The following is a 26,216-nucleotide window of genomic DNA, read 5'->3' as shown; positions in this document are numbered from 1 at the left end:
GCCGAGGCTCCCTTTTTGCTGTTTGTGGTCCCGTGTCCTTGCGAGGGGAGCGTCGTTTTCATGCCTCCTGGGTAAGGACGGGGCGGGCTCTTGGCTTGCGCTGGGCGAGCATAACGCCCCCCAGGATGAGGCTGCCTCCCAGCAGGTGATAGCCGTGGATGGGCTCTCCCAGGGTGATGACGGCGATCAGCGCCGTGCACAGTGGCATCAGGTTCATGAAGACCGAGGTGCGCTCCGCCCCCAGGCTGGCGAGGCCGCGCATCCAGCAGTAGGCGGCAAACAGGGAGGAGGCGATGCCGGCGAACAGCACCATGCCCCATCCCTCCCTGGGCACCGCCAGCGACTCGGCACTGAGGGCGACCGGGACCAGCAGCAGGACCGCCAGCAGGATCTGCAGGTAGAGGTTGAGCCAGGGGCCGAACGGCAGTTGCCAGCGGCGGATCAGGAGGCCATAGAGCGCATAGCTGGCGGCCCCCAGCAGCATCATGCCATCCCCCGGGTTGATACCGGTGTGCAGCAGCGCCTGCGGCTCGCCCTGGCCGAGCAGCCAGAGCACTCCGAACAGGGAGAGGCTCATGCCGAGCAGGGCCTGTCTGCCGGGGCGCTGACCGAAGAAGAGCGCGCCTTGCAGCAGGGTCAGCAGGGGCAGCAGGGAGCCGATGACCCCCATGTTGGTGGCCGAGGTCGAGTGGGCGGCGTAGTAGGCGAGGCACTGGTAGAGCACCATGCCGAGCAGGGAGAGCACCAGCAGCTTGCCGAACCAGGGGCGGATCTCGCTGCGCCGGCGCCACAATGCGGGCAGGCAGAAGGGGCTCAGGGCCAGAGCGGCGATCACCCAGCGGTAAAACGAGATGGCGGCGGGATCCACCACGCCGGCGGCGGCCTTGGAGACCACGGTATTGGCGGCCCAGATCAGGATGGCGAGCAGGGGGAAGAGAATAGGCATAGGCACTCCTTGAGTCGATGGCGAGAGTCTAGCCTTGTCTTGAACGATGCAAGTAGCGTAAATAAGACATCTCATAACCGGTTTGGGACATTCTCCATGGGTGACCTCACGATGGCCGAGCAGGATCGCCTGCTGGCCGCCCCCAATCCTCTCTACTTTCGCTATAGCCAGATCCAGGGAGGCAACGCCTGCGCCGAGCACGCCCACCCCTGGGGCCAGCTCAGCCTCATCAGCCTGGGGGTCATGGTGGTGGAGGTGGCGGGGCTGCGGCTGGTGGCGCCGCCCGACTACCTTATCTGGGTGCCGGCCAACCTGCCCCACAGCGCCTTCAACGAACAGACCCTGGACTACACCTCCATCTATGTGGGACACACCCTGGCAGAACGCCTGCCAAGGGAACCCGTGCTGCTGGCGCTGACCCCCCTGCTGCGCGCCCTGCTGGAGGACTTCACCCAGCGCCGGCTCGGTCATATGGAGGATGAGTGGGACCGGCGCCAGGGCGAGCTCTTCATCGAGAAGCTGGCCCGTACCCGCTGTCAGCCGAGCTATTTGCCCCAGAGCCGTGATCGCCTGCTCGCTCCCTTGTTGGCGGCGCTGCAGGCCGCGCCGGAGGACAACCGAACCCTGGCCGAGTGGGCCAGTGTCTTGCACACTACGGAGCGCACTTTGGCGCGACGCTGCCAGAAGGAGCTCGGCATGAGCCTCGGCCAATGGCGTACCCGGCTGCGCATGGTGCGAGCCCTGTCCTGGCTGCGCGGCGAGATGCCGGTGCAGGAGATCGCCTGGCGCCTCGGCTACACCTCCACCTCGGCTTTTATCGCCATGTTCCAGCGCGAGCAGGGCTGTGCCCCCCAGCGCTATCGTCAGCAGCTGGGTCAGCCCGGGTGATCCCTGTGGCAGTTGGGAAGCGTTCGACGGAAAAAAGAGAGGGCGCCTTACAGACGCCCTTTTTATCAGCGATGGCCGGTTTAGAAGAAGCCGAGGGGGTTGATGCCGTGGCTCACCAGCAGGTTCTTGGTGTTCTGGTAGTGGTCCAGCATCATCTTGTGGGTCTCGCGGCCTATCCCCGACTTCTTGTAGCCGCCGAAGGCTGCGTGGGCCGGGTAGGCGTGGTAGCAGTTGACCCAGACCCGGCCGGCCTGGATGCCGCGACCCATGCGCCAGGCCAGGTTGCTGTCGCGGGTCCACAGGCCCGCCCCCAGGCCGTACTGGGTGTCGTTGGCAATCGCCAGCGCATCCGCCTCGTCCTTGAAGGTGGTGACCCCGAGGGCCGGGCCGAAGATCTCCTCCTGGAACACCCGCATCTTGTTCTGGCCGTGGAAGATGGTGGGCTGGATGTAGAAGCCCCCTTCCAGCCCGTTCACCTTGGCCGCGCCGCCGCCGATCAGCATTTTTGCCCCTTCGCCGCGGCCGATCTCCATGTAGCTCAGGATCTTGTCGAATTGCTCGCGGGACGCCTGAGCGCCGACCTGGGTGGCAGTGTCGAGGGGGTTGCCCTGCACGATGGTGCGGGCGCGGGCCAGCACCCTGTCCATGAAGTCGTCATAAATACTTTCTTGCACCAGGGCGCGGGAGGGGCAGGTGCACACCTCGCCCTGGTTGAAGAAGGTCATCAGCATGCCTTCCACCGCCTTGTCGATGTAGCTGCTCTCGTGCTGCATCACGTCGGCGAAGTAGATGTTGGGGGACTTGCCGCCCAGCTCCACGGTGGAGGGGATCAGCTTGTCGGCGGCGCAGCGCAGGATATGGGCGCCCACCTCGGTGGAGCCGGTGAAAGCGAGCTTCTGGATCCGGTTGCTGGTGGCCAGCGCCTGGCCCGCCTCGGCGCCGAAGCCGTTGACCACGTTGACCACGCCGGGGGGCAGTATGTCCTTGATGAGATCCATCATCAGCATGATGGTGACCGGGGTCTGCTCGGCGGGCTTGAGCACGCTGCAGCAGCCGGCCGCCAGCACGGGAGCCAGTTTCCAGGCGGCCATCAGCAGGGGGAAGTTCCACGGGATGATCTGGCCGACCACACCGATGGGCTCCTTGAAGTGGTAGCTGACGGTGTTCTGATCCAGCTCGGCGGCGGAGCCCTCCTGGGCGCGGATGCAGCCGGCGAAGTAGCGGAAGTGATCCACCACCAGGGGCAGGTCGGCGGCCAGGGTCTCGCGCACCGCCTTGCCGTTCTCCCAGGTTTCGGCGATGGCGAGCACTTCGATATTTTGCTCGATGCGATCGGCGATGCGCAGCAGCAGGTTGCTGCGCTCGGTGACGCTGGTCTTGCTCCAGCTGGCGAACGCCTTGTGAGCGGCGTCCAGTGCCAGCTCGATATCGGCGGCGTCGGAGCGGGCCACCTCGCAGAACACGCGGCCATCCACCGGCGAGATGTTTTCGAAGTAGCGGCCGGCGCGCGGCGCCACCCAGTCGCCACCGATGAAGTTGTCGTAACGGGACTTGAAGCTGACCAGGGCACCTGCCTGACCGGGAGCGGTATAAATCATCTCATCATCCTTATGTGTGTGGTCCTGACCGGCCCGATAAAGGGGCTGGTTGCCACGGATATCGCAAAGGGCGTGCCAGAGGGTCTGACCAGCGCTTTAAAAGTTACAAAAACGTTATCAAACGGGATGTGGCAGCGTATCTTGGTTAACCAGTGACCCCGGCTGTGACCATGAAACTGTGCCATTTCTGGACAGTGGTCGTGACAGTCGTGCCATTTGTGAACAGGAGGCGTGATGAGCGAATTTCCCCAATCCGGCCCTATCCAGCGCTCCTGGCTGCGCTGCCTGCATCAGGGACTGAGCCGCCAGCAGAGCGCCGAGCTGGATCTGTTGCCAAGAGGAGAGCTCACGGCGAGATTGGAGGGGCACAGGGAGCTGATCGCCAGCTTCCGGCGCTTCGTGCTGCCGCTGTTTGGCCAGCTGCTGGCGGGACGACCCTGCCGCCTGTTGCTGTGCGACGCAGAAGGGGCGATTCTGGCCGCCAGCGGTGACGACGGCTTCGCCCGCCATGCCGAGCGTATTTTTCTGCGCAGCGGTGCCCGCTGGGGGGAGGGGAGCAAGGGCACCAACGCCATCGGCACGGCGCTCGCCGAGCAGAGCGAGGTACAGGTGCTCGGTGCCCAGCACTTTTTCGCCCAGCACAGTTTTCTCAGCTGTAGCGCCTGCCCGCTGCTCGGGCCCGACGGCAGACTGCTCGGGGTGCTCGATATCTCCACCGAGGCGGCCCACCACGGCGGCGATATGCTGGGAACGGTTCGGCTGTTGGCTATGGCGCTGGAAAACGCGCTGCTGGCGCGCCAGCCGGGCTGGCTGGTGGATCTCGATCCCCAGAGTCTCTGGTCCGCCCGCCTGCTGTTGGGGGAGGGGGGCGAGCTGCTCGGTGCCAACCGGGCCGGCCGGCTCTGGCTTGGCCAACACTCCTTCGATGGCAAGCAACTGCTGCGCGAGGGACGCGGCCTGCGGCTGGTGCCCGAGCCGGTCGAAGGGCCCTCGTCGCTTCCGCTATTGGGGAGCGGGCGGGAATCCTTGCCAGAACCTTCACAGGTACCGCTTAAGATGCTGGAGCGTGGTATCTCCCTGCTTATCGAAGGGGAGACCGGCAGTGGCAAGGAGCATCTGGTGCGAGCGCTGCATCGTCAGTCGAGCCGCCAGGATAAACCCCTGGTGTGCGTCAACTGCGGCGCCCTGCCGGCGGATCTGGTGGAGGCAGAGCTGTTCGGCTATGTCGGCGGGGCCTTTAGCGGTGCCCGCAGCCAGGGCAGCCAGGGCTATCTGCGCGCCGCCCACGGTGGCATCCTGATGCTGGACGAGATCGGCGAACTGCCGCTGTCGGCTCAGACCCGGCTGCTGCGGGTATTGCAAGAGCGCGCCGTCACCCCGGTGGGCAGCCACAGACCTGAGGCGGTGGATTTCTGGCTGGTCAGCGCCAGCCATCGGGATCTGGCGGCCATGGTGGCGGCCGGCAGCTTTCGCGAAGATCTCTATTACCGCATCTGCGGCTGGCGCCAGCAATTGGCGCCGCTGCGAGATTGGCCGGCCCACGAGCGGCGGGCACTGATCCTGCGGTTGCTGACCGAGATGGATCCGGCGCTGCAGCTGACCCGGGAGGCGGAGCAGCAACTGCTGGCTCATCCCTTGCCCGGCAACGTGCGCCAGCTCAAACAGGCACTCGAAGTAGCTTGCGTGCTGGCGGAAGGGCAAGAGTGGGTTGAAGCCTCCCACCTGCATCTGCCTGCGGTCGTTGCTGCGCCCGCGCTGATACCTGTTCCGCCATCCACTTCAGTGACTGCGGGCATCACCAGCTTGCGCGAGCAGAGCCGGTACCAGATACAGCAAACTCTGGTGGATTGTGGTGGCAACGTGAGCGAGGCGGCGCGCCGGCTCGGCATCAGCCGCACCACTCTATATCGGGCGCTGAAGGCATGTAACTGATGGAATTTTAAGTATTTTCAATTAATTGCATGCTTGTTCCCGCCATCCTTTGTATCATGTCGGACCAGAACGGTGCTGAACCATGAGTGGATTCAGTGCGACCCTGCCCCGTTGGGCAGCTGCGTCAATCGTGATGCCAGGCTAAGCATGACCTCTTCCTACATTCGTCTTGTCGACCGCTCTTTTCGCGCCCTGCTGGGGCTGACCCTTGCCATCATCCTGCTGTTCGAATTCGGCCCGGAGCGGGTACTGGATCTGCAGGAGTGGCCCGTTATCGTCACCGTGCAGCGGGCGGCGGATGTGACGCCGGAGCAGGCGCGCTATCTCTCGTCGCCGGAAGGCAAACCTGGCGTGCAATGCATTCTGCCCGCCCGTCAGCACATAGTGCCGGGCTGCAGACTGACCTTGACCCTGACGCTCCCCGATGAGGGGCTCGACCTCGCCCGCTTTGACACCCTGCATGTGCGCCTGAGCGTGACTGGCGAAGGAGGTCAGGATTGGCGTCTCTATCTGCGTAACCATGATCCGGCCAGCGATCTGCCCGGGGATCCCCTTGCCCCCAAGTTCAACGAGATCATCTTTCGTCCGGCGGATTACGGCAGGCTCCACAAGGTGCCCCTCGACGTGTTCGCACCGGCAACCTGGTGGATCAAGCAATACAATGTGCCGCTGCAGCAGCAAGGGCCTGACTTGCACCGGGTCTATGCTATCGAGCTCGCCGCCGGTTACGATATGCAGCCTGGCACACACGGGGCCATTATCGAGGAGTTGCATTTTCATGGCCCCTGGCTCGATGCCAGTCTCTTCTATCGCCTGATCCTGGCGGTCTGGTTTATCTATGGTTGCATCATACTGGTGGCCAACCATCTGCATATGAAACAGCGACTGCAGCATGCCCATCAGGCCAGATTGGCGGCGGAGGAACACAATCGCACCCTCTGTGAGGAGAGTCGCCGCTCCCGCGAGGAGGCTACTCATGATCCCCTGACCGGTGCCTTCAATCGTCTGGGCGGAGAAGAGCTGCTGGAGGGGTTGGGTGAGCGCGCTTTTTCCCTCATCTATCTGGATGTGGATCACTTCAAGCAGATCAACGATGGCCATGGCCACCCGGTGGGGGATGAGGTGCTCAAGCATCTGGTCAGCCAGATCCTGCGCCACTGTGATACTTTCTGCCACCTGGTGCGCTGGGGCGGGGAGGAGTTCGTGCTGATCTGCCTTCACTACGATCAGAAGCAGGCTTGCGCACTGGCCGAGCGGCTGCGCCTGATGCTGGCGGCGGATCCCCACTGGCCCGAAGCGCTCAGGGTGACCGTCTCGTTCGGGGTGGCCGAGCGCGCCGGCGATCCGCTGGAGCAGGTGATCCGGCGGGCAGATGCCGCCCTCTATCAGGCCAAGCAACGGGGCCGCAACCGGGTGGAGACAAGCTCGCCAGTCTCTCCCTCCATACTGACGACAAGGGAAACAACATGACGGGACAAACAATCGGCGCTCTGACCCTGCTGGTGGCCGACTACGACGAGGCCATCGCCTTTTTTACCCGGGGGCTTGGCTTTACGCTGCTGGAAGACACACAGCTCGATGAGCCGGGCAAACCGGGCAAGCGTTGGGTGCGGGTCGCCCCGGCGGGCGGGCAGGGTTCGGCCCTGTTGCTGGCCCGCGCGGCTACCCCGGAGCAGCAGGCCGCCATCGGCCGGCAGGGCGGCGGGCGGGTCTTCCTGTTTCTCGAGACCGATGACTTTTGGCGGGATTACGAGCGGATGCTGGCCTATGGCGTACATTTTTGCGAGCAGCCGCGAAGCGAACCTTACGGCACTGTGGTGGTATTTGAGGACATCAGTGGCAACCGCTGGGATCTACTGCAACGCACGGCTGCCAACTGAATCTGAAAACGTTTATCATCCGCCCTGTCATCGAGTCATAAAAGTGTCACAGAAAATTCTAATAATTGGCGCACCCATCTTCACAGAGGAGAGAGAAGGGAATGGCTAAGCGAATTCTGGTGGTTGAGGACGAGGCACCGATCCGCGAAATGCTCTGTTTCGTGCTGGAGCAGAAGGGATACGAGACGATTGAGGCGGAAGATTTTGCCGATGGACTGGCGAAGGTGCGTGAACCCTACCCCGAACTCATCGTGCTGGACTGGATGATGCCCGGTGGCAGCGGTATCCAGTTCATCAAGCAGCTCAAGCAGGATGAGGTGACCCGCCAGATCCCGGTGGTGATGCTCACCGCTCGTGGCGAGGAAGAGGACAAGGTCCGCGGTCTCGAGGCAGGGGCCGATGACTACATCACCAAACCATTCTCTCCCAAGGAGCTGACTGCTCGCCTGCATGCGGTGATGCGCCGGGTCTCTCCCACCTCGGTGGACGAGGTGATCGAGGTGCAGGGGCTCAAGCTGGATCCTGTCTCTCATCGGGTCAGTGCCGAGGAGAAGGCGCTGGACATGGGGCCGACCGAGTTCAAACTGCTGCACTTCTTCATGACCCATCCCGAGCGGGTCTACAGCCGCGAGCAACTGCTGAACAATGTCTGGGGGACCAATGTGTATGTCGAGGACAGAACCGTGGACGTGCACATTCGTCGCCTGCGCAAAGCGATCGAAGAGACTGGACACGACAGACTGATCCAGACGGTACGTGGAGCCGGATACCGTTTCTCAACCCGTCTCTAAGAGGCAATTATGTTGCAACCTTACGCTTGGCGGCGACAGTTGTGGCGAATGGTATTCTTCTATTCGCCGTTCGTGTTGGTCGGCTGGTTGATTGATCATCTTGCCCTCTGCCTGCTGGTGGCTGCCCTGCTCCATCTCGGCTGGCACTACCGTTTCCAGAAGCGCCTGTCGGACTGGCTGTGGCACGATCGCAGCCTGGTTCCCCCCCATGGCAGCGGCAGCTGGGAGCATATCTTCAACGGTATCTACAAGTTGCAGCAACGCCACCGGGCCAGACGGCGCGAGCTGGCGGGCCTCATCCGCCGTTTTCGCGAAGGGGCCGAGGCGCTGCCCGATGCGGCCGTGGTGATCCGCACCGACGGCAGCATTCTCTGGTGCAACCGGCTGGCCGAACAGCTGCTGGGGTTTCGCTGGCCGGAGGACGCGGGCCAACACGTGGGCAACCTCATCCGCAATCCGGCTTTCGGCGCCTACCTCGGCAAGGGGGAGTATGACGAGCCCCTCGAGATGAACTCCCCGGTCAATGAGGAGAAGTTTCTCGAGTTTCGCATCATGCCCTACGCCGAGGATCAGGCCATGCTGGTGGTGCGGGACGTGACCCGGCTGCGCCATCTGGAGAAGACCCGCAAGCACTTCATCTCCAACGTCTCCCACGAGCTGCGCACCCCGCTCACCGTGCTCAAGGGCTATCTGGAGATGACCGAGGAGCCGCCGCCCCCCGCGGTGTGGGCCAAGGCGCACAGGGTGATGATGGAGCAGACCATCCGCATGGACAACCTGGTCAACCAGCTGCTCACCCTGTCGCGCATCGAGGCGGCGCCGTCGGTGGATCTCTCCCATCTGGTGGACATGCCCGCCATGCTGGGGCTGCTGGAGCTGGAGGCCAGGGCGCTCTCCGGCGAACGGGGACACCAGCTCGAGTTCAACGTTCAGTCAAACCTGTTCGTGCGCGGTGATCAGGAGCAGTTGCGCAGCGCGGTGTCCAACCTGGTCTACAACGCCATCCACTACACCCCGGCGGGGCGCAACATCACGGTAGAGTGGCGTGCCCAGGGCACCATGGCACTGTTTGCGGTCAAGGATGAGGGGGAGGGGATTGCCCCCGAGCACCTGGCGCGGCTCACCGAGCGTTTCTATCGGGTCGACAAGGCCCGCTCGCGCCATACCGGTGGCTCGGGGCTGGGCCTTGCCATCGTCAAGCATGCCCTCAGTCATCACGACTGTCACCTCGACATCGAGAGCCGGATCGGCCTTGGCAGCCGCTTCAGCTTCCTCATCCCGGCACGCATGGTGGTGATTAAATAATCTTTTTAGACAATGAGTTAGATACGAAGGAAGGGCTGCATCCGCAGCCCTTCCTGCATTTGTGCAAATCCTTGCCCATGTCATTAAAGTGTCACATTAAATCCATAAATTTGTCACTGCCAGGTCAGATACTGGCGCCGTTTCAAGAACGGACCTTCTGTAACTTTGGAGAGGGTGATCGGGTTTGAACCATGTATCAACGTCATACTGACGATTGCCTTCTGCAACCTTGGACTTGGAGAGATTGGATGAAACTCAACAAACTGGCTGGTGTTATCGGATTCACCGCTGCAACCCTGTTTTCTGCCAGCACCCTGGCCTATGGTGTCGATAAGGATCTGCCAGAGTACGCCCCGACCAGCGGCATCTCCGGCAACCTGTCTTCCGTCGGCTCGGACACCCTGGCCAACATGATGACCCTGTGGGCCGAAGAATTTAAGCGTGTCTATCCCAACGTCAACGTGCAGATCCAGGCCGCCGGTTCTTCCACCGCGCCGACCGCCCTGACCGAAGGGGTTGCCCAGTTTGGCCCGATGAGCCGCGCCATGAAGGCGGGCGAGATCGAGGCGTTCGAGAAGCGTTACGGTTACAAGCCGACCGCCATCCGCGTGGCTGTCGATGCCCTGGCAGTGTTCGTCAACAAGGACAACCCCATCAAGGGGCTGACCATGCAGCAGGTTGACTCCGTCTTCTCCAGCACCCTCAAGTGCGGCGAAGCCAAGGCAGCCACCAAGTGGTCTGATCTGGGTCTGGAGGGCAACTGGTCCAGCAAGGATCTGCAGCTGTTCGGCCGCAACTCCGTCTCCGGTACTTACGGCTACTTCAAAGAGCACGCCCTGTGCAACGGCGACTTCAAGAGCGGCGTGAACGAGCAGCCCGGTTCTGCCTCCGTGGTGCAGTCCGTCTCCGCCTCCCTGAACGGCATCGGCTACTCGGGCATCGGTTATGTCACCTCCGGGGTGCGCGCGGTACCGCTCTCCAAGGATGGCAAGACCTTCGTCGAGGCGAGCTCTGATAACGCCATCACCGGCAAGTATCCGCTCTCCCGCTTCCTCTACGTTTACGTGAACAAGCACCCGAACAAGCCGCTCTCCCCGATGGAGCAGGAGTTCGTGAAGATGATGTTGTCCAAGGCGGGCCAGAGCATCGTCGCCAAGGACGGTTATGTGCCGGTACCGGCCAAGGTCGCTATGGCCGACCTGAAGAAGCTGGACATCATGTAACACTGCGCCAGCCCGTGACGCAAAAACGAGCCCCCTGCGGGCTCGTTTTGTTTTATGGGACGCCGTTTTGGCAAGCCGGACAGGATCTTCTCGGCCATTTTTCGGCTATTGAAAAATGCACTCCCTTGCGTCCCGAGTCGGCATTTCCGAAAATAGGGCAACGTTATGGTTAAGGAGTCTTTCATGACCGCCCCGTTTTACAAGTTTGGCCTGGCAGCCCTGTGCACATCTTTGCTGCTTGGTTGTGCCCAGTCACCGACCGGTCGCAGCCAGATGTTGCTCTACTCCCCCCAGCAGATGAGCCAGCTGGGAGCAGACTCCTTCGAGCAGATGAAGAAGCAGGAGAAGGTGAGCACGGATGCGAGGCTTAACGCCTATGTCTCCTGTGTCGCCAAGGCGGTGACCGCCCAGGTGCCCGCCAGCTATGGCATCAGCAACTGGGAAGTGGTGGTGTTTGACTCCAAGCAGGTCAACGCCTTCGCCCTGCCCGGTGGCAAGATCGGGGTCTACAGCGGCCTGCTCAAGGTGGCCAAGAATCAGGATCAGCTGGCCACCGTCATCGGTCACGAGCTGACCCACGTGCTGGCCCAGCACTCCAACGAGCGTCTCTCCCGCAGCCAGCTGGCGGATATCGGTCTGTCGGTGGCGGACATTGCCATGGGTACCAGCGAATATCGCGGTGCCACCATGGCGGCCCTCGGCCTTGGCATGGAAGTCGGGGTACTGCTGCCCTATGGTCGCGAGCAGGAAAGTGAGGCAGACCGTCTGGGGCTGGATCTGATGGCCCGCGCCGGTTTTGATCCCGCCGCCGCCATTCCCCTGTGGCAGAACATGAGCGCGGCCTCCGGCGGCAAGAATCCGCCCCAGCTGCTCTCCACCCACCCCAGCAACGAGAGTCGCATTGCCGAGCTGCAGGCGCAGCAGGCCGAGGTGCAGCCTCTCTATCAGCAGGCTCGCGCCAACGGCCTGGTGCCCCAATGCAAGGCATAAGCCTGCGCATGGCGCGGCCCGATGATGCCGCCGCCATGACGGTGATGCAGCGGGCCAGTTGGCTCGCCGCCTATAGCCAGGTGCTGGGCCAGGACATGCTGGCCCGGCTGGACGTGACAGAGCATCTGCAGATCTGGCAGGGCCGGCTCGCCGAACCAGGTCCGCGCCCCATGCTGCTCTGCCTGGATGAGGTGGTGATAGGCCTTCTTTACTGGCAGCAGGAGCAGGAGGAGGGCCTCGCCACCGCCAGGATCCGGGCGCTTTATCTGCACCCGGATCACTGGCGCCATGGGTATGGCAAACGATTGTGGCAGGCGGTGGCGATGCAGATGCGGCGCAGCGGCTGCGAGTGCGTCAGATTGTGGCTGCTCGATGGCAACCGGATAGGCGAGGGGTTTTACCTGCGCCGCGGCTTCGTGTTCGACGGCAAACAGCGGACCCTGACCAGCCTTGGTCAACCCTGTCTGCAGCGGCAAATGTTCCGTCTGCTTTGATCCCGCTTTGGTTTTACGCCCCGTGTCACTTTATTTTTTTTGCGAATTAATACAATGTCCCCCCAGAACTGATCCGGATGACAGATAACAGACAAGGGAGTGCGGGCATGTATTACGGCTTTGATATCGGTGGTACCAAGATTGCCTTTGCGGTGTATGACGGGGCCTTGAATCTCTGTCATGAGGAGCAGGTGGCCACACCGGGCAATGATTACGAGGCGTTGCAGCAGCTGATCCGCGAGCGGGTCGAGCAGGCAGACGCCCGCTTCGGTGCCAGGGGGGCGGTCGGCATCGGCTTTCCCGGCATCCTCAATCGTCACGACCACAGCATAGTGGCGGCCAACCTGCCCGCCATCAACGGTCGCCATCTGGGGGCCGATCTGGTGGAACTGCTGGATCGCCCGGTCAAGGTGGACAATGATGCCAACTGCTTCCTCTGGTCGGAGGTGCACAAGGGAGCGGCGGATAGCGCCGGCAGTGCCCTTGGGGTCACCATCGGCACCGGTATCGGCGGCGCCGTCTACCTCGCAGGCACTCTCATCCAGGGGCGCAACTGGCTGGCCGGTGAGATAGGCCACTACCCGCTGCCGGCCACCATCCTGATGAAATACCCCGAGCTGCCCCGTCCCCGCTGTGGCTGTGGTCGTCTGGTCTGTTTCGAGACTTACGCCTCCGGTACCGGGCTGGAGCGGCTCTATCACCATTTTCACGGTCAGCGTGCCACGGGGCGCCAGATTGTGGCACGTTTCGAGGCCCATGAGCCCCATGCGGTGGCTACGATCGATTGCTGGCTGGAGATCATGGCCGCCGGCCTGGCTACTGCCATCTCGGTGATCGATCCCGAGGTGGTGGTGCTGGGCGGGGGCCTGAGCGGCTTGCCCGCTCTCTACGAACAATTGCCGCTGCGCCTGCCCGGCCATCTATTGCCCGGGGTCGCCCTGCCCGAGATCCGCCAGGCCCGCTTCGGCGGTGCCGGTGGCGTGCGTGGCGCAGCCTTGCTCAACCTGTGAGATCGGATGTGGGGTCTGATCTCCCCGATAAAGGAGTCGTCATGACCCGTCTTGAAATCTGCATAGACAACCTGGAATCCCTGTTTACCGCCCAGCAGGCGGGGGCGGATCGTATCGAACTCTGCTCCGCCCTGGGGCTGGGTGGCCTGACCCCTTCCCATGGCTTCATGCAGTTGGCGGCGCGCCATGCCACCGTACCCGTCTATGCCATGATCCGTCCCCGTGCCGGCGACTTCTGTTTCAGCGAGGGCGAGTTCGAGATGATGCTGCAGGACATTGCCGCGGCGCGTTCGGCCGGTTTGCAGGGGGTCGTCGTCGGTCTGCTGGATGCAGAGGGGCGGGTGCCCGCCGCCAGGCTCAAGCAACTGGTGGAAGCTGCAGGCCCCCTTGGTGTCACCTTCCACCGCGCCATCGATCTCTCCTCCGACTGGCGGGCGGATCTGGAAATCATCGTCAATGCCGGTTGTGAGCGCATTCTTAGCTCAGGCCATGCGCCGACCGCGCTGGCGGGGCTTGAGACTCTGCAGGCCATGCAGCAGGCGCTGGCGGGTCGTGCCAGCCTGATGCCGGGGGCTGGAGTCAATGCTGACAACGTGCGCACCATCATCGAATTTACCGGGGTGAGCGAGGTACATATGTCCGGCATGGGCTGGCGTGGCGGCATGGTGTCTCATGGAGTCAACATGGGCACCTCGGATGATGGGCGGGTCAATATTACCGATGGTGCCAAGGTCGCGGCGGTGCGGGCCCTGCTGGATCGACCCTGATCCTCTGATCAACGCCGCCTGTTGGCGGCGTTTTTGTCGCGGCATGTGAACTCTCTCCCACGAAGAGGGAAATCAGGATTGGCGCCGGCAGCACCTGGCACAAAAGTCTGATATCATCCCGACTCTTTTACATCAGGACCCGGAGCAACATCTCAATGTCCCAATACGACTCTATCGAACAGAAGGCCAGCTATGGCATCGGCCGCAACATGGGTGATCAGCTGGCGCAGCAAGCCTTCGCCGGTCTGGATATCCCGGCCCTGCAACAAGGCCTGGCGGATGCCCTGAACGGTCTGGAATTCGCGGTAAGCCGTGACGATATCAATGATGCCTTCCAGGTCATCACCGCCCGCATGCAGGAAGAGCAGGAAGCGGTCGCCAAGGCAGCGGCTGCCGAAGGCGAAGCCTTCCTGGCCGACAACGCCAAGCGCGCCGAAGTGACCGTGACCGATTCCGGTCTGCAGTACGAAGTGCTGGTCGAAGGCAACGGCGCCGTACCGGTAGCCGGTCAGTCCGTGCGTGTTCACTACCACGGTACCTTCACTCACGGTGGCGTATTCGACAGCTCGGTCGCTCGTGGCCAGCCGGCCGAGTTCCCGGTGACCGGCGTGATCAAGGGCTGGGTTGAAGCCCTGCAGCTGATGCCGGTTGGCTCCAAGTGGAAGCTCTACATTCCACAGGATCTGGCTTACGGTGCCCGTGGCGCCGGCTCCATCCCGCCCTACTCCGCTCTGGTATTCGAAGTGGAGCTGCTGGACATCCTGTGATCCGGCTGGCGTGATGCAAGCGGCGACCCTCGGGTCGCCGTTTGTTTTTGGGCATGTCTGCCAGTGAACAAAAAGGCAGCGACGAGCACTCATGGGGGGCTTTTTTCGACATCGGGAACCGTCATACTGCAACTGAACCCCAGTTGAGGTGTGTCCCATGAACAAGATGATGAAGGTGGCGTCGGCCATGGCTGCGCTGCTTGCCACACTGCCTGCCAGCGCCGATGCGATGCGCTGCAAGAATGCGTTGATCACCGAGGGCGACAGCACGGCCCTGATGCTGCTCAAGTGCGGGGAGCCCATGCTGCGCGAAGAGCTCAGTCGCAATGAGGAGAACCAGTTCGGTTATCTGGTGCCGGTGAAGTATGGAGAGCGCTGGACCTACAACTTCGGCAAGAGCGAGTTCATGCGCTTCGTCACCGTGCGCAACGGCGTCATCACCGATATCGAAAACGGCCCGCGCGGCGAGTAGCCGGCGGGCAAACAGCATGGAAGCATTAAGGACAGGAAGGCAAATCCCCTTGACTCACTGTTCCGGCAAGGGCTCGGCGTGACTGAGCTGGCGCAGGGCCTGGTTGATCTGGCCTGCCAGTCTCAGGCGTCGGTGGCAGCTCAACCCGTGCAGGCTGAGCCTGCCTGCGCTGAATTCAAATGTTCCCCATGACTCGATGGCAAAGGAGCCCCGGTGGAAGCTCTTGATGTATCTTGCGATCTGCCGCGGGGATAACTGCTTGAAAACCTTCATCACAACGTTACCTGCTTGCTTGAACAGGGCACACTATGGGGGCGGTTGATGACAGCCATGTGACGTTTCATCGAGTTTTGCATGAATCCTTTTTTGGTGATCCCTTCGGGCAAAGCAAGGGCACCATTTGAAAAAGTAGTGCCATCACAATCCCTTGCACCGATATACTGCGGGCAGTCGAATGGAATGAGCAAAAGGGCCTGCACGTGGAATGGGTTGATGTGGTGGATGAAGAGAACCGGGTGATCGGGGTGGCCGAGCGGGCCAAGGTGCGGCGGGAGAATCTCTGCCATCGTGCCAGCTACATCCTGGTGCTCGACGAGGCGGATCGCATCCTGGTGCAGCGCCGTACCCTCTGCAAGGATTTCTGCCCCGGCATGCTGGATGCCTGCGCCGGTGGCGTGGTGACCGCGGGCGAACAGATGGAACCCTCTGCCCGGCGCGAGCTGGCCGAAGAGCTGGGGATCCACGATGTACCGCTGCAAGGCTTCGGTACTTTTTATGCCGAGGGGGAGGGGTATCGGGTCTGGGGTGGCCTCTACAGCTGCCGCTATCAGGGGCCGCTTCAGCTGCAGGCCGAAGAGGTGAGCGAGGTACACTGGATGAGTCAGGCCGAGATCGCCGAACGGGCCGACGAGTTTACTCCGGACTCCCTGCTCGCCATCGCCACCTGGCAGGCTCGGCGCTAACAGCAATCCCATCCGGAACAATACGGGCAGCCACTGGTTGCCCGTTTGCGATCCTAGTCCAGCTTGAGCCGCCGGTTGGTGCGCCCGCAGGGGCTGGGGGCCACCAGCCAGTGCCCCTGCCAGTCGGTGACAAGGCGCAGCAGTGGATATTCCAGATCGAGTCTGGTCACCACCAGCTGTCCGCTTTCCCCTGCGTTTACCGGCTGGCCGCTGGCCGGGTCGATGATCTCCACCAGGCAGCTCTCGTTGACGATAAAGCCCTCGCCGGGCTGGCTCTCGTAGGCCACCACGCCTATGTCCTGCCAGACCAGGCAGTTGAACGCCTGAATACCGTAAATGGCCTGTAGCGGGGCCGTCTCGGGGTGGGTAACCTCGCACAACAGGGCGGTTTGCAGGGAGTCGGTGGCCACCTCGGCCGCCTCGGCGGCTTCCAGCAGATCCAGCAGGGTGACCAGCGGGCCGACAAAGCCGGTGGGCTGGTAGCGTTGCAGCGCCTCCAGCTGGCGCTGGGTGTCATGAGGGCCGCAGGGCACCACGGGAGCGCCGAGCTGGCGAGCGCCGTTGTCGAAGATGAAGGCGGTAGGGCCGGCGTGGTAGTCGTGGCCGTTGAGCATCACCTCGCCGGACTTGAAGCCGGCGGCAAACAGGGCGCGCGCGGCCCCCCACCAGTCCGCCCCCGCATATTCGGGAATGGCCAGCTGGCCCGGGCTTGCGAAGGCGCGCAGTGCCTGGCTGGCGGGGCGACCGGTCAGTCCGGCAAACGGCGGATGGGCCTGCTGGGCGGCAAACAGTTCGGCGCTGTCGAGCAGGGGCAGGGTGGCCAGTTCGGCCAGATCCTCGAGACGGCATTGACGATAGGCACTGGAGTAACCGGCGCAATACTGGCTGACGTGGGTAAGTTGATGATTAAGCTGGTCCAGTTGCTGTTGTGCACGCAAGGCGGGGGGGCGAATTTCCAGACCATCGTAGTAGTGTTGCATGGGGCCTCCTGGCGCCGTGAAACCTGCTCAAGATTAGTCTGCCTGCTGGAAAAATGCCTGCAGGGGAGCGGGTCGTTGCGATGGGATATGACGGATGGCTGCGCTAGACTGGGGCCTCACCAATCGACTCGGGACGAGAGATCATGATTGCAGTTGGCCAACCCTTGCCTTCGGGCGAATTTACCTTCATCACAGCCGCGGGCAAGCAGGTACAGGATGTCCAGACCCTGTTTGCCGGCAAGAAGGTGGTGCTGTTCGCGGTGCCTGGTGCCTTCACCCCCACCTGCTCCAACGCCCATCTGCCGGGCTATGTGGTGCTGGCCGACCAGTTTCAGGCCAAGGGGGTGGACGCCATCTGTTGTCTGTCGGTCAACGATGCCTTCGTGATGAAGGCGTGGCAGGATGCCCAGAACGCCGATGCCATCACCATGCTGGCGGACGGCGACGGCAGCTGGACCCGAGCCCTTGGCCTTGCCAAGGAGACGGGGGCCTTTGGCGGCCTGCGTGCCCAGCGCTTTGCCCTCATCGCCAACGATGGTGTGGTCGAGCAGCTCTTTGTGGAGGAGCCGGGCAAGTTCGAGGTGTCGGATGCCCAGAGCCTGCTGGCGGCGCTGTGAAATCATCAATCGTCGTTTGATTTCCCCTTGAAATAGAAAGGCGGCCCGCTACACTGGGCCCGCTTCTGGAAGAAGCCAGGCCCGTGCCTGGCTTTTGTGTTTGCAGACCATGGAATAGAGACGATATGACCCTGGCTTTTGTTGCCCTGATTGCCGGACTGGCGCTGCTGGTCTGGAGTGCGGATAAATTTGTCGATGGCGCTGCCGCGACCGCCCGTTATGCCGGCATGCCACCGCTGCTCATCGGCATGGTGATCATCGGTTTTGGTACATCGGCCCCCGAGATGGTGGTGTCGGCCCTGGCCGCCTCCCAGGGCAACCCCGGGCTGGCGCTCGGTAATGCCTATGGCTCCAATATCACCAATATTGCCCTGATCCTGGGTTTGACGGCTCTCATCAGCCCGATTGCCGTTGCCTCCCAGGTGGTGCGCAAAGAGATCCCCATCCTGCTCGGCATCACCCTGCTCTCCGGTGCCCTGCTCATCGACGGTCATCTGGGCCGCACCGATGCGGCCATCCTGGGCGTCGTGTTCGTGGCGCTGATGGGTTGGTCCATCTGGGCCGGCATGAATGGCAAGGGGGATGCGCTGGATGCGGAGACCGAAGAGGACATCGAGAGCGAAGGCATGTCCCTCAAGCTGGCTCTGTTCTGGCTGGTGGTGGGGCTGGTGCTGCTCATCGGTGCCTCCCGTCTGCTGGTATGGGGCGCGGTGACCATCGCCCAGGGCTTCGGTATCAGCGATCTGGTGATTGGTCTCACCATAGTCGCCATCGGCACCTCGCTGCCGGAGCTGGCCTCCTCCCTTATCGCCATTCGCAAGAATGAGCACGATCTGGCCCTCGGCAACGTGCTGGGCTCCAACCTGTTCAACACCCTGGCAGTAGTCGGGATCGCGGCAGGGATCCATCCGCTGGATGTGGCGCCGGAAGTGCTTTCCCGCGACTGGAGCCTGATGATGGGGCTGACCCTGCTGCTGCTGGTGATGTGCCTGGGTCGCAAGGGGCAGGGGCGGATCAACCGGCTGGAGGGGGGCGTGTTGCTCTCCTGCTTCGTGGGTTACACCGGCTGGTTGCTGACCAGCCAGTTTATCTGACGATTCGCCAGACAATAAAAAGAAGGGGGAAGCATCGGCTTCCCCCTTCTGCTTTTGGCGAAGGCCTATCAGGCCACGGCCACCAGCTTTTGCCCCTGCTGGCTGCTATCCAGGATCAGGATGCTCGCCTTGGGGAAGAAGTTGAAGGTGGAAGCCGATGCCCAGGTGTAGGCCCCCATCACCCGGCCGACCACCAGCTCGCCAATCTCCAGATCTGGCAGCATGATGCCGTCGCGAATGACGTCCACGCTGTCGCAGGTGGGGCCGGAAAGCACGGCGTTGTGCAGCTCACCGTGGGAATAAGGAGTGCTGACCGGATAGGTGACGTGGTCATAGAGCTGGCCGTTGTAGCTGCCGTAGAGACCGTCATCCAGGTAGTACCAGATCTTGTCGCCGCGGTGAGCCTTGCCCATGACGCTGGCCACCGAGGTCATGGCCGGCGCGCTGATGAAGCGGCCCGGCTCGGCGATCTTCTGCACGGTGGCGGGCAGCTTGGCCAGCGCCTCGCGGATCGGGGCGCAGAAGCCGTCGATGTCGAACTCGCCGCCGTCATAATCCACCGGGAAACCGCCGCCGATATCCAGCACCCAGGGCTTGAGCCCGAGCTCCCAGGCCTGCTCCATGATCTCGCGGCAGGCGTCGATGGCCTGCACGTGGCGACGGGCGTGAGGCACCTGGGAGCCGACGTGGAACGACAGCCCCATCACCTTGATCCCCTTGGCCTGGGCCAGTTGCAACAGCGGCAGCGCCTGCTCCGGTGTACAGCCGAACTTCTTGGAAAGATCGACCTTGGTCTCGGGATTGGGGAAGCTCACCCGTAGCAGCAGCTTGACCTCGTCCTTGTAGGGCAGGAACTTCTCCAGTTCCAGCGGGTTGTCATAGACGAACACGGTGCAGCCGTATTCCAGCGCGTAACGGATGTCGCTGTCGCGCTTGATGGGATGGGTATGAATGCAGCGCCCCGGGCGGACACCCTGACTGCGCACCAGATCCACTTCGCCATTGGTGGCCAGATCGAAACAGGCCCCCTCTTCCTTCAAGACAGAGACCACCGCCTCGTGGGGCAGGGGCTTGAGTGCATAATGCAAGCGCACATCGGGCAGGGCGGCCGCCAGGGCCCGATACTGTTTGCGGACGGCTGCCTTGTCGAGCAGCAGCAGGGGGGAGCCGAATTGTTCAACCAGCTGACGGTAATCTTGTGCGACCAGGGTCTCGTTCATTCTCTTTTGAAAGTCCTTAGGGGGCGTGATATGCCCAAGCCATATGCGATTGAACCGGCGACGGCCGGGTCAGGCGAGCGGTCCGGCGGGACCAACCTGGCACAGTGCATAAATTGAGGGCAAAGCGCTTGGTTATGCGCGGGATTATCGGCTTATTGAGTTTCTGTGCAAGTATTTTGATTGGATATGTTGTTGAGTTTTTCTGCATGAAACGAGATAGAGAATTGCTTTTTATCCCGTCATCTTGTGCGTCGGGACACGTTTGATGCAGGCCAAGTTAACTCTATGATTGTTAACTACTATTTAACATCTTGCCGATGAGATGGCCGATCATGAAAAAAGTGCGGGAGCGGGCCGGCAAGTGCGAGACAGCTCACAATTTTTGGATTACCATGCCCGCTTCCTAATCCAAATTAGTTCGGATGAAGGTAGCAGGAGAGTGATGGGCAACCATCCACCGAAGAAGTGAATCTTTCAGGTACCGGGCAACCGGTGTGGACTGCTACTGGACGATACTCTGGAGAGACCCGTTGAATCGGGCGCCGAAGGAGCAAGGCACCATGATTGCATCGCAATCTGGCGCCGGAAACTCTCAGGCAAAAGGACAGAGGGGATGGGATGGTTGTACCTGAGCTTGGAACTGTTCACGATCTGTAACGAGAGGTCGTCAGCAAGGTAAAGAGCAGCGCAGGAACCGGAGTGTATGTCAATACATGAGGCTTCCGAGCCGCGCATGAGCCTTGATCACGGCCTCGCAGTAAGAGTGTGAACACGTTCTTAGCCCGCATCCGATCGCCTCTGGGGATCGCGACACCTATGGGAAGATCATCCTTCTCCTCCTTAATTTCTGTTTCTTAAGGAGGATGCATGTCATCAATTCAAGCGGCGCTCACCGCCATCGATAGTTTTGTCTGGGGGCCACCCCTGCTGATCCTGCTGGTCGGGACCGGCATTTACCTTACCCTGCGTCTGGGACTGCTTCAGCTGGTGCGCTTACCGCTCGCGCTGCGTCTGGTATTCGGCCGTGATCAGGGCCAGGGCAAGCAGGGGGATGTCTCCAGCTTTGGCGCTCTGTGCACCGCCCTCTCTGCCACCATAGGCACCGGCAACATCGTCGGCGTTGCCACCGCCATCAAGCTCGGTGGTCCGGGCGCCCTGTTCTGGATGTGGATGGCAGCCCTGTTTGGCATGGCCACCAAGTACGCCGAGTGCCTGCTGGCGGTCAAATATCGCCAGCAGGATGCCAACGGCCAGATGGCCGGTGGCCCCATGTACTATCTGGAAAAGGGGCTTGGCTCCAAGGTCCTCGCCAAGCTGTTCGCCCTGTTTGGCATCGGCGTGGCCTTCTTCGGGATCGGGACCTTCCCCCAGGTCAACGCCATCTCGGATGCCATGACACTGTCGTTCTCGGTGCCCCGCGAGGCGACCGCCGTGGTACTGACCCTGCTGGTAGGCCTGGTGACTCTGGGGGGGATCAAGTCCATCTCCAGCGTGTCAAGCAAGGTGGTCCCCTTCATGGCCCTCTTCTATATCGCCGCCTGTCTCGGGGTGCTGTTTGCCAATGCCGCTGCCTTGCCGGATGCGGTGGCGCTGGTGTTGCAGAGCGCCTTCACCGGCCATGCGGCCACCGGTGGCTTCGTCGGTGCCGGCATCATGCTGGCGATCCAGTCCGGGGTGGCGCGCGGCGTCTTCTCCAACGAGTCCGGGTTGGGCTCGGCTCCCATCGCCGCGGCGGCGGCCAAGACCAATTCCTGCGTGGAGCAGGGGCTGGTCTCCATGACCGGCACCTTCTTCGACACCATCATCATCTGCACCATGACCGGCCTGACCCTGGTGGTGACAGGAGTGTGGAGTGGGGATCTCAGCGGCGCCGCCATGACCAGCCAGGCGTTCGCCCAGGGGCTGGATGCCCATATCGGTCAGTATCTGGTGAGCATCGGCCTGCTGTTTTTTGCCTTCACCACCATCCTTGGCTGGAACTATTACGGCGAGCGCTGCACCGAGTACCTGTTCGGGGTCAAGGCGATCAAGCCCTACCGCCTGGTCTATCTGGTGCTGGTGGCGTGCGGCGCCTTCCTGCATCTCGACATGATTTGGCTGCTGGCCGATATCGTCAACGGTCTGATGGCGGTGCCCAACCTCATCGGCCTGATTGGCCTGCGTCACGTGGTGATTGCCGAAACCAGGGCCTACTTCAGCCGGGGAGCGGATACCGAGTCCGAGCCTGAGCCGCAGACCGCCTGATTTCGCCACCGCGTCTCACGTTCGCCTTGAAAAAAGCAAGCCACGACCCAGGGTCGTGGCTTTTTTGTGGGTGCGCCGAATGGTTGGTGAACCAAGAGCGTAATGTGGGTAAGGGCTAGTTGCCCGCCAGCAACCGTTGCAATCTGTGGTTGACCTCGGCCACCAGTTCGCCATCGCTCCCTTGCCAATGGATGGCTTGCGCGAGCGTGGTGGAGGTGCCCGGCAAAAAGCGCAGCTCCCCGCCCGCCAGCTCGTAGAAGCGGCTCGCCATCCGGGTACCCTCATCCACATCCCCCGTCACCAGCAGCATGGCCTGGGCCAGCACGGCGCCGCCGTGATCCTGACCCGGCGCCAGCCAGCGCTGGGCGGTGCCGGTTATCTTGCGCCCCCCGATCACCAGGTTGTACTGGCCGTCACAAAACGAGCCGGGCACGAAGTCATAGCTCCCCTCAAGGCCGTATTGCGCCAGCAAACTCAGCAGCGGCGCGCCCAGCTGCCGGTAGTAGTGGGCGAGATCCGTGGTGGTGCGGGGCAGCAGCAGGGAGAGGTTGAGGATGCCGGCGCCGTGAGGCACGGCGGTACCGCCGCTGTCGCGCACAAACACGGGCCAGCCTTCGGCGGCGAGCTGCGCGCAGGCGCTTTGATAGTGAGGCAGCCGCGTATCCTTGCGGGTGACGATGAGGCATTGGGGCGCCTGCCAGAGGTGGGCCATGGCCGTACCCGTGTGGGCGCAATCGCGCAGCCAGTGCTGCTCCTGGGCGAGGATCTGATCCGGGGTATGGCTTTCAGGCAGAGGGGGAAGCAGGGAGTAGGGCATGGTGGCATCCTGAAGCATGACAGGCTTTGCACACTACTCGTGGCGGGTAGCCAGGTAAAGCCCCGCATGGCGGGGCTCTATGGCCGTTAACGGGGAGCTTGGGCGCAGGGCTTGCTGCGTTTGGGCAGCAGCAGGTTCAGGACGATGGCGGTGAGGCCGCCGGTGGCGACGCCGTAGGAGAGCACGCTCTTGGCCAGCTCCGGGAGATGCTGCAGCACCTCCGGCACCTGGGCGACCCCCAGCCCCATGGCGAGGGATACTGCCAGGATCATCAGGGCACGGCGGTCGAGCTCTTCGCGGGCAATGATGCGCACCCCGGCGGCGGCGATGGTGCCGAACATGACGATGGTGGCGCCGCCCAGCACGGGCTCGGGGATCTGCTGCACCAGGGTCGCCACCGCCGGAAACAGACCGAGCAGGGCCAACATGGCGGCGATGAAGAGGCCCACGTGGCGGCTGGCCATGCCGGTGAGCTGAATGACCCCGTTGTTCTGACTGAAGGTGGACATGGGGAAGGTGGAGAAGAGCGCCGCCAGCATGGAGTTGCAGCCATCGGCCAGCACGCCGCCCTTGATCCGCTTCATGTAGACCTTGCCGCTGACTGGCTCGCCGGAGACATCCGAGGTGGCGGTCATGTCACCGATGGCCTCGAGCGCCGTCACCACGAAGATGATGGCAAGCGGCACGAACAGCTGCCAGTCGAAGCCGAGACCGTACTTGAGGGGGACGGGCACCATCAACATCGGCCCCTCGAAGGTGGGGGCGTTGATCTTGCCAAGCAGCAGCGCCACGGCATAGCCCACCAGCATGGCGATCATGATGGCGGAGAGGCGCAGCCAGGGGTTGCGGCTGCGTTGCAGCAGGACGATGAGACCAAGCACCAGCAGGGAGAGAAACAGGTTGCTGTGGCTGGCGAAGCTGCCATCGGCGAGGGCACCGTAGCCGCCCCCCATGCTGATGAGGCCCACCTTGATCAGGGTCAGACCGATAAGCAGCACGACGATACCGGTCACCAGCGGGGTGATCACCTTCTGCACCAGGTGCAGGCAGCGGCTCAGGATCACCATGGTGAGGGCCGCCACCAGCATGGTGCCGAACAGGGTGCCCAGCATATCGTCGGTGGGCATGGCTGCCTGTTTGAGGGCGAGGCCGGAGGCGATGATAGGCCCAAGGAAGTTGAAGCTGGTGCCCTGCACCGAGAGCAGGCCGGAGCCGACGGGACCGAAGCGGCGGGTCTGGATGTAGGAGGCGATGCCGGACATGACCAGCGACATGGAGACTATATAACGGGTATCTTCGGCGGGCAGGCCCAGGGCGTTGGCGATGATGAGGGGCGGGGTGATGATGGCGACAAACATGGCGAGCATATGCTGCAGGGCGGCGAACAGCGTCTGGGGCAGGGGCGGGACATCGTCTATGCCGTAGACCAGTTCGCTGTGTGCCCGCCTGGGGGGATGGGCCTCGGGGGCGGTCTGCGTGGTGGCAACCTGTTCCATAAAAACCTCAAAGTATGTGGGGATGGGGAGAAAAATTGGGCGCTATTGTAGAGATTGGCGCGCCGCTGACCAGCGTTTATTAATCAGAAAAAGGTTTATTTTTCGGTGGGTTGAAACGTTTGCGTGTGGCGATTATGATATGTCGCTTTGTGTGAGCCAGATCTCCTTTTTATTCGTTGCGCAAATGACATTCTTACCACTTAGTAGGTGTAAAATGGGCCCCCGACCTTGATGTGGAGCCGCTGGATGCTCAAGTTGTCAGAGTTCTGGAGTGCCAAGGCACACTCCGAAGACTTTACCCGCACGCGCATGGGTTTTATGACGGTGCGTTTGCGTTTGCTCACCTGCCTGCTGATCGTCGGTTTGCCCGCCTGGGCATTGGTGGATTGGCTGACCCTCTCCCGTACCCATTTCGAGCAGCTGCTTCAGGCCAGGATCTTCTGTGCCCTGGCGCTCTCGCCACTGATCCCGCTCTCCTACCTCATCAACTTCAGACTGCAGCGCATGAAGCTGGCGCTCGGCTACCTGATGGTGGTGATGATGCTCTTCTCACTCGTCAGTTTGCACAGCTTCGGGACCGAGCAGCAGCTGCAGGTAGGCTATGTGGTGTTCCCTTATCTCTTGATCACCCTGTTTGCCATCTTTCCCATTCCCCTCCTGCGCGGTTTGCAACTGGCCGGCGTGGTGCTGCTGACCATGGTGCTGGGGCGCTGGTTATTGGTGGGGCAGACTCTGTGGAGCCAGGCCACCCTGAACCAGGTGTGGGTGCTCAGTCTGTTTGCCATGGCCAGCTGCTGGGTGCAGTGCGGCCAGCTCAACATGCTGCTGCGCCTCTATCGGGAGTCCACTACCGACGAGCTGACCGGCATGATGAATCGCCGTCTGCTGCTCAAGCAGCTGGAGCAGGCCCGGGCCCGGTTGCTGACCAGACAAAAGCCGTTTGCCGTGCTGCTGCTGGATCTCGACCGCTTCAAACGGATCAACGACATCTATGGCCATCTGGCGGGGGATGCGGTGCTCAAGGAGGTGGCTACTACCCTGGATGAACAACTGGAGTCCGGTATGGTGCTGGGGCGTTATGGCGGTGAGGAGTTTGCCATCTTGCTGCGCAACTGCGGCGATCCATCGGAGGCTGCCCGCATCGCCGAACGGCTGCGGGTATCGGTCGAGGCGCGTCTGGTAAAGAGCCCGACGTCTGACGAGTTGCTGGAGGTAACGGTCAGTATTGGCATCGCTCTGGCGCGGAGAGGCGAGAGCATAGATGCCCTTATCAACCGGGCCGATGAGAGCCTCTATCAGGCCAAGATGGCGGGGCGCAACTGCGTGGTGGTGGAACGTCCGCAGGCCGAAAAAGCAGATGCCGCCTGAGGGCGGCATCCTGTGGTTTGCTTGGGCGTGAGGGTCAGCCCAGGCGGTATTTGCCGGAGAGCTGCTGGGCCAGCAGCTTGAACATGTTGAACACCGCCATGGTCTTGCCGGTCGGGGTGCCATCTTCGGCCAGGAAGTACTCCCCCTTGAACACCAGGATCTCCCCCTTCTGCTCCACCGAGTCGGCACGCATGCCGTGGATGAAGTCTTCGTGTTCCCGGATCATCTTGTTGGCCATCTCCAGCAGGGCAGTCTCGGTGATCAGCTCTTTCTGTGGTTGCATGCTCGTCTCCTTAAACGACTACTGGACAGGGGCATAGCAGGCCCTGCCTCTGATTGAAGAGGGGGCTAGCAT

At 62.3% G+C, this 26,216-nt stretch carries 26 protein-coding genes and 1 riboswitch; of the genes, 18 read left to right on the top strand and 8 right to left on the bottom strand.

What is annotated here, in order from left to right; translation table 11 throughout:
* Positions 1-58 precede the first annotated feature (58 nt).
* On the bottom strand, positions 59-946 hold the full coding sequence (locus MRK42_RS15620) for a DMT family transporter (protein ID WP_338610919.1): 888 nt from the start codon (positions 944-946) through the stop codon (positions 59-61).
* Positions 947-1,042: 96 nt separating this feature from the next.
* Here MRK42_RS15620 and MRK42_RS15615 point away from each other — a divergent pair, with 96 nt between their 5' ends.
* Positions 1,043-1,834, top strand: coding sequence for a helix-turn-helix transcriptional regulator (locus MRK42_RS15615; RefSeq protein ID WP_042027826.1), 792 nt, complete (start codon positions 1,043-1,045; stop codon positions 1,832-1,834).
* 80 nt (positions 1,835-1,914) lie between these two features.
* Here the strand turns inward: MRK42_RS15615 and MRK42_RS15610 are convergent, their stop codons facing one another.
* A complete protein-coding gene (locus MRK42_RS15610) occupies positions 1,915-3,432 on the bottom strand; it encodes an aldehyde dehydrogenase family protein (protein WP_338610916.1) in 1,518 nt (505 codons plus the stop codon).
* A gap of 234 nt (positions 3,433-3,666) precedes the next feature.
* Between MRK42_RS15610 and MRK42_RS15605 the strand changes: the two genes are divergently transcribed.
* The 12 genes from MRK42_RS15605 (at position 3,667) to MRK42_RS15550 (ending at position 15,063) form a co-directional block, all read left to right on the top strand.
* Positions 3,667-5,364, top strand: a complete 1,698-nt coding sequence (locus MRK42_RS15605) for a sigma-54-dependent Fis family transcriptional regulator (RefSeq protein ID WP_338610914.1) — start codon at positions 3,667-3,669, stop codon at positions 5,362-5,364.
* Positions 5,365-5,511: 147 nt separating this feature from the next.
* Positions 5,512-6,834 carry a GGDEF domain-containing protein gene (locus tag MRK42_RS15600; protein ID WP_338610912.1) on the top strand — a complete coding sequence of 441 codons (1,323 nt, stop codon included), beginning with the start codon at positions 5,512-5,514 and terminating at the stop codon, positions 6,832-6,834.
* The gene (locus MRK42_RS15595) at positions 6,831-7,244 is read left to right on the top strand and encodes a VOC family protein (protein WP_201940851.1); all 414 of its coding nucleotides are present in this window, start codon (positions 6,831-6,833) and stop codon (positions 7,242-7,244) included. The genes MRK42_RS15600 and MRK42_RS15595 overlap by 4 nt, the downstream gene beginning before the upstream one ends.
* Before the next feature lie 101 nt (positions 7,245-7,345).
* Entirely contained in the window at positions 7,346-8,035 is a 690-nt protein-coding gene (gene phoB / locus MRK42_RS15590; RefSeq protein WP_026457670.1) for a phosphate regulon transcriptional regulator PhoB, read from the top strand.
* Positions 8,036-8,044: 9 nt separating this feature from the next.
* Complete coding sequence (gene phoR / locus MRK42_RS15585; protein ID WP_338610908.1) at positions 8,045-9,340, top strand: phosphate regulon sensor histidine kinase PhoR; 1,296 nt, start codon at positions 8,045-8,047, stop codon at positions 9,338-9,340.
* A 248-nt stretch (positions 9,341-9,588) separates the two neighbouring features.
* Positions 9,589-10,563, top strand: coding sequence for a phosphate ABC transporter substrate-binding protein PstS family protein (locus MRK42_RS15580; RefSeq protein WP_225634336.1), 975 nt, complete (start codon positions 9,589-9,591; stop codon positions 10,561-10,563).
* 183 nt (positions 10,564-10,746) lie between these two features.
* The gene (locus MRK42_RS15575; RefSeq protein ID WP_042027817.1) at positions 10,747-11,553 is read left to right on the top strand and encodes a M48 family metallopeptidase; all 807 of its coding nucleotides are present in this window, start codon (positions 10,747-10,749) and stop codon (positions 11,551-11,553) included.
* Positions 11,541-12,047, top strand: coding sequence for a GNAT family N-acetyltransferase (locus tag MRK42_RS15570; protein ID WP_338610905.1), 507 nt, complete (start codon positions 11,541-11,543; stop codon positions 12,045-12,047). The genes MRK42_RS15575 and MRK42_RS15570 overlap by 13 nt, the downstream gene beginning before the upstream one ends.
* A 107-nt stretch (positions 12,048-12,154) precedes the next feature.
* Positions 12,155-13,057 (top strand): ROK family protein, encoded by a 903-nt coding sequence (locus tag MRK42_RS15565; RefSeq protein WP_338610903.1) that lies wholly within the window; start codon positions 12,155-12,157, stop codon positions 13,055-13,057.
* Positions 13,058-13,098: 41 nt separating this feature from the next.
* A complete protein-coding gene (locus MRK42_RS15560; RefSeq protein WP_338610901.1) occupies positions 13,099-13,824 on the top strand; it encodes a copper homeostasis protein CutC in 726 nt (241 codons plus the stop codon).
* 155 nt (positions 13,825-13,979) lie between these two features.
* Positions 13,980-14,591: an FKBP-type peptidyl-prolyl cis-trans isomerase gene (locus MRK42_RS15555; RefSeq protein WP_026458368.1), complete on the top strand. Its 612-nt coding sequence runs from the start codon at positions 13,980-13,982 to the stop codon at positions 14,589-14,591.
* Between the two features lie 157 nt (positions 14,592-14,748).
* Positions 14,749-15,063, top strand: a complete 315-nt coding sequence (locus MRK42_RS15550; RefSeq protein ID WP_042027811.1) for a DUF2845 domain-containing protein — start codon at positions 14,749-14,751, stop codon at positions 15,061-15,063.
* Between the two features lie 54 nt (positions 15,064-15,117).
* Here MRK42_RS15550 and MRK42_RS15545 read toward each other — a convergent pair whose 3' ends face one another.
* Positions 15,118-15,336 (bottom strand): DUF1107 family protein, encoded by a 219-nt coding sequence (locus tag MRK42_RS15545; RefSeq protein WP_042027810.1) that lies wholly within the window; start codon positions 15,334-15,336, stop codon positions 15,118-15,120.
* Positions 15,337-15,542: 206 nt separating this feature from the next.
* Between MRK42_RS15545 and yfcD the strand changes: the two genes are divergently transcribed.
* Positions 15,543-16,025 carry an NUDIX hydrolase YfcD gene (yfcD, locus tag MRK42_RS15540; protein ID WP_260391520.1) on the top strand — a complete coding sequence of 161 codons (483 nt, stop codon included), beginning with the start codon at positions 15,543-15,545 and terminating at the stop codon, positions 16,023-16,025.
* A gap of 53 nt (positions 16,026-16,078) precedes the next feature.
* Here yfcD and MRK42_RS15535 read toward each other — a convergent pair whose 3' ends face one another.
* A complete protein-coding gene (locus MRK42_RS15535) occupies positions 16,079-17,005 on the bottom strand; it encodes a phenylacetate--CoA ligase (protein ID WP_225634340.1) in 927 nt (308 codons plus the stop codon).
* 143 nt (positions 17,006-17,148) lie between these two features.
* Here MRK42_RS15535 and MRK42_RS15530 point away from each other — a divergent pair, with 143 nt between their 5' ends.
* Together MRK42_RS15530 and MRK42_RS15525 are read left to right on the top strand one after the other, a co-directional pair.
* Entirely contained in the window at positions 17,149-17,622 is a 474-nt protein-coding gene (locus tag MRK42_RS15530; RefSeq protein ID WP_338610896.1) for a peroxiredoxin, read from the top strand.
* A gap of 125 nt (positions 17,623-17,747) precedes the next feature.
* On the top strand, positions 17,748-18,716 hold the full coding sequence (locus MRK42_RS15525; protein WP_042027804.1) for a calcium/sodium antiporter: 969 nt from the start codon (positions 17,748-17,750) through the stop codon (positions 18,714-18,716).
* A gap of 68 nt (positions 18,717-18,784) precedes the next feature.
* Here MRK42_RS15525 and MRK42_RS15520 read toward each other — a convergent pair whose 3' ends face one another.
* Positions 18,785-19,936 (bottom strand): type III PLP-dependent enzyme, encoded by a 1,152-nt coding sequence (locus MRK42_RS15520; protein WP_223378638.1) that lies wholly within the window; start codon positions 19,934-19,936, stop codon positions 18,785-18,787.
* 507 nt (positions 19,937-20,443) lie between these two features.
* Positions 20,444-20,554: riboswitch (glycine riboswitch) on the top strand.
* Between the two features lie 249 nt (positions 20,555-20,803).
* Here MRK42_RS15520 and MRK42_RS15515 point away from each other — a divergent pair.
* Positions 20,804-22,180 carry a sodium:alanine symporter family protein gene (locus MRK42_RS15515; RefSeq protein ID WP_338610892.1) on the top strand — a complete coding sequence of 459 codons (1,377 nt, stop codon included), beginning with the start codon at positions 20,804-20,806 and terminating at the stop codon, positions 22,178-22,180.
* Positions 22,181-22,295: 115 nt separating this feature from the next.
* On the opposite strand, the gene MRK42_RS15510 is transcribed toward MRK42_RS15515, so the two are convergent.
* Complete coding sequence (locus tag MRK42_RS15510) at positions 22,296-22,997, bottom strand: protein ligase (protein ID WP_338610890.1); 702 nt, start codon at positions 22,995-22,997, stop codon at positions 22,296-22,298.
* 86 nt (positions 22,998-23,083) lie between these two features.
* The gene (locus tag MRK42_RS15505) at positions 23,084-24,493 is read right to left on the bottom strand and encodes a nucleobase:cation symporter-2 family protein (protein ID WP_042027797.1); all 1,410 of its coding nucleotides are present in this window, start codon (positions 24,491-24,493) and stop codon (positions 23,084-23,086) included.
* A gap of 246 nt (positions 24,494-24,739) precedes the next feature.
* Here MRK42_RS15505 and MRK42_RS15500 point away from each other — a divergent pair, with 246 nt between their 5' ends.
* Entirely contained in the window at positions 24,740-25,861 is a 1,122-nt protein-coding gene (locus MRK42_RS15500) for a GGDEF domain-containing protein (protein ID WP_338610888.1), read from the top strand.
* A 34-nt stretch (positions 25,862-25,895) separates the two neighbouring features.
* Here MRK42_RS15500 and MRK42_RS15495 read toward each other — a convergent pair whose 3' ends face one another.
* Positions 25,896-26,144, bottom strand: coding sequence for a YciN family protein (locus tag MRK42_RS15495; RefSeq protein ID WP_026458620.1), 249 nt, complete (start codon positions 26,142-26,144; stop codon positions 25,896-25,898).
* Positions 26,145-26,216 lie beyond the last annotated feature (72 nt).

The sequence above is a fragment of the Aeromonas sp. 19NY04SH05-1 genome (assembly GCF_040581895.1).
Taxonomy (GTDB): Bacteria; Pseudomonadota; Gammaproteobacteria; order Enterobacterales; family Aeromonadaceae; genus Aeromonas; species Aeromonas enteropelogenes.
This window is presented reverse-complemented; position numbering and strand designations above follow the sequence as displayed.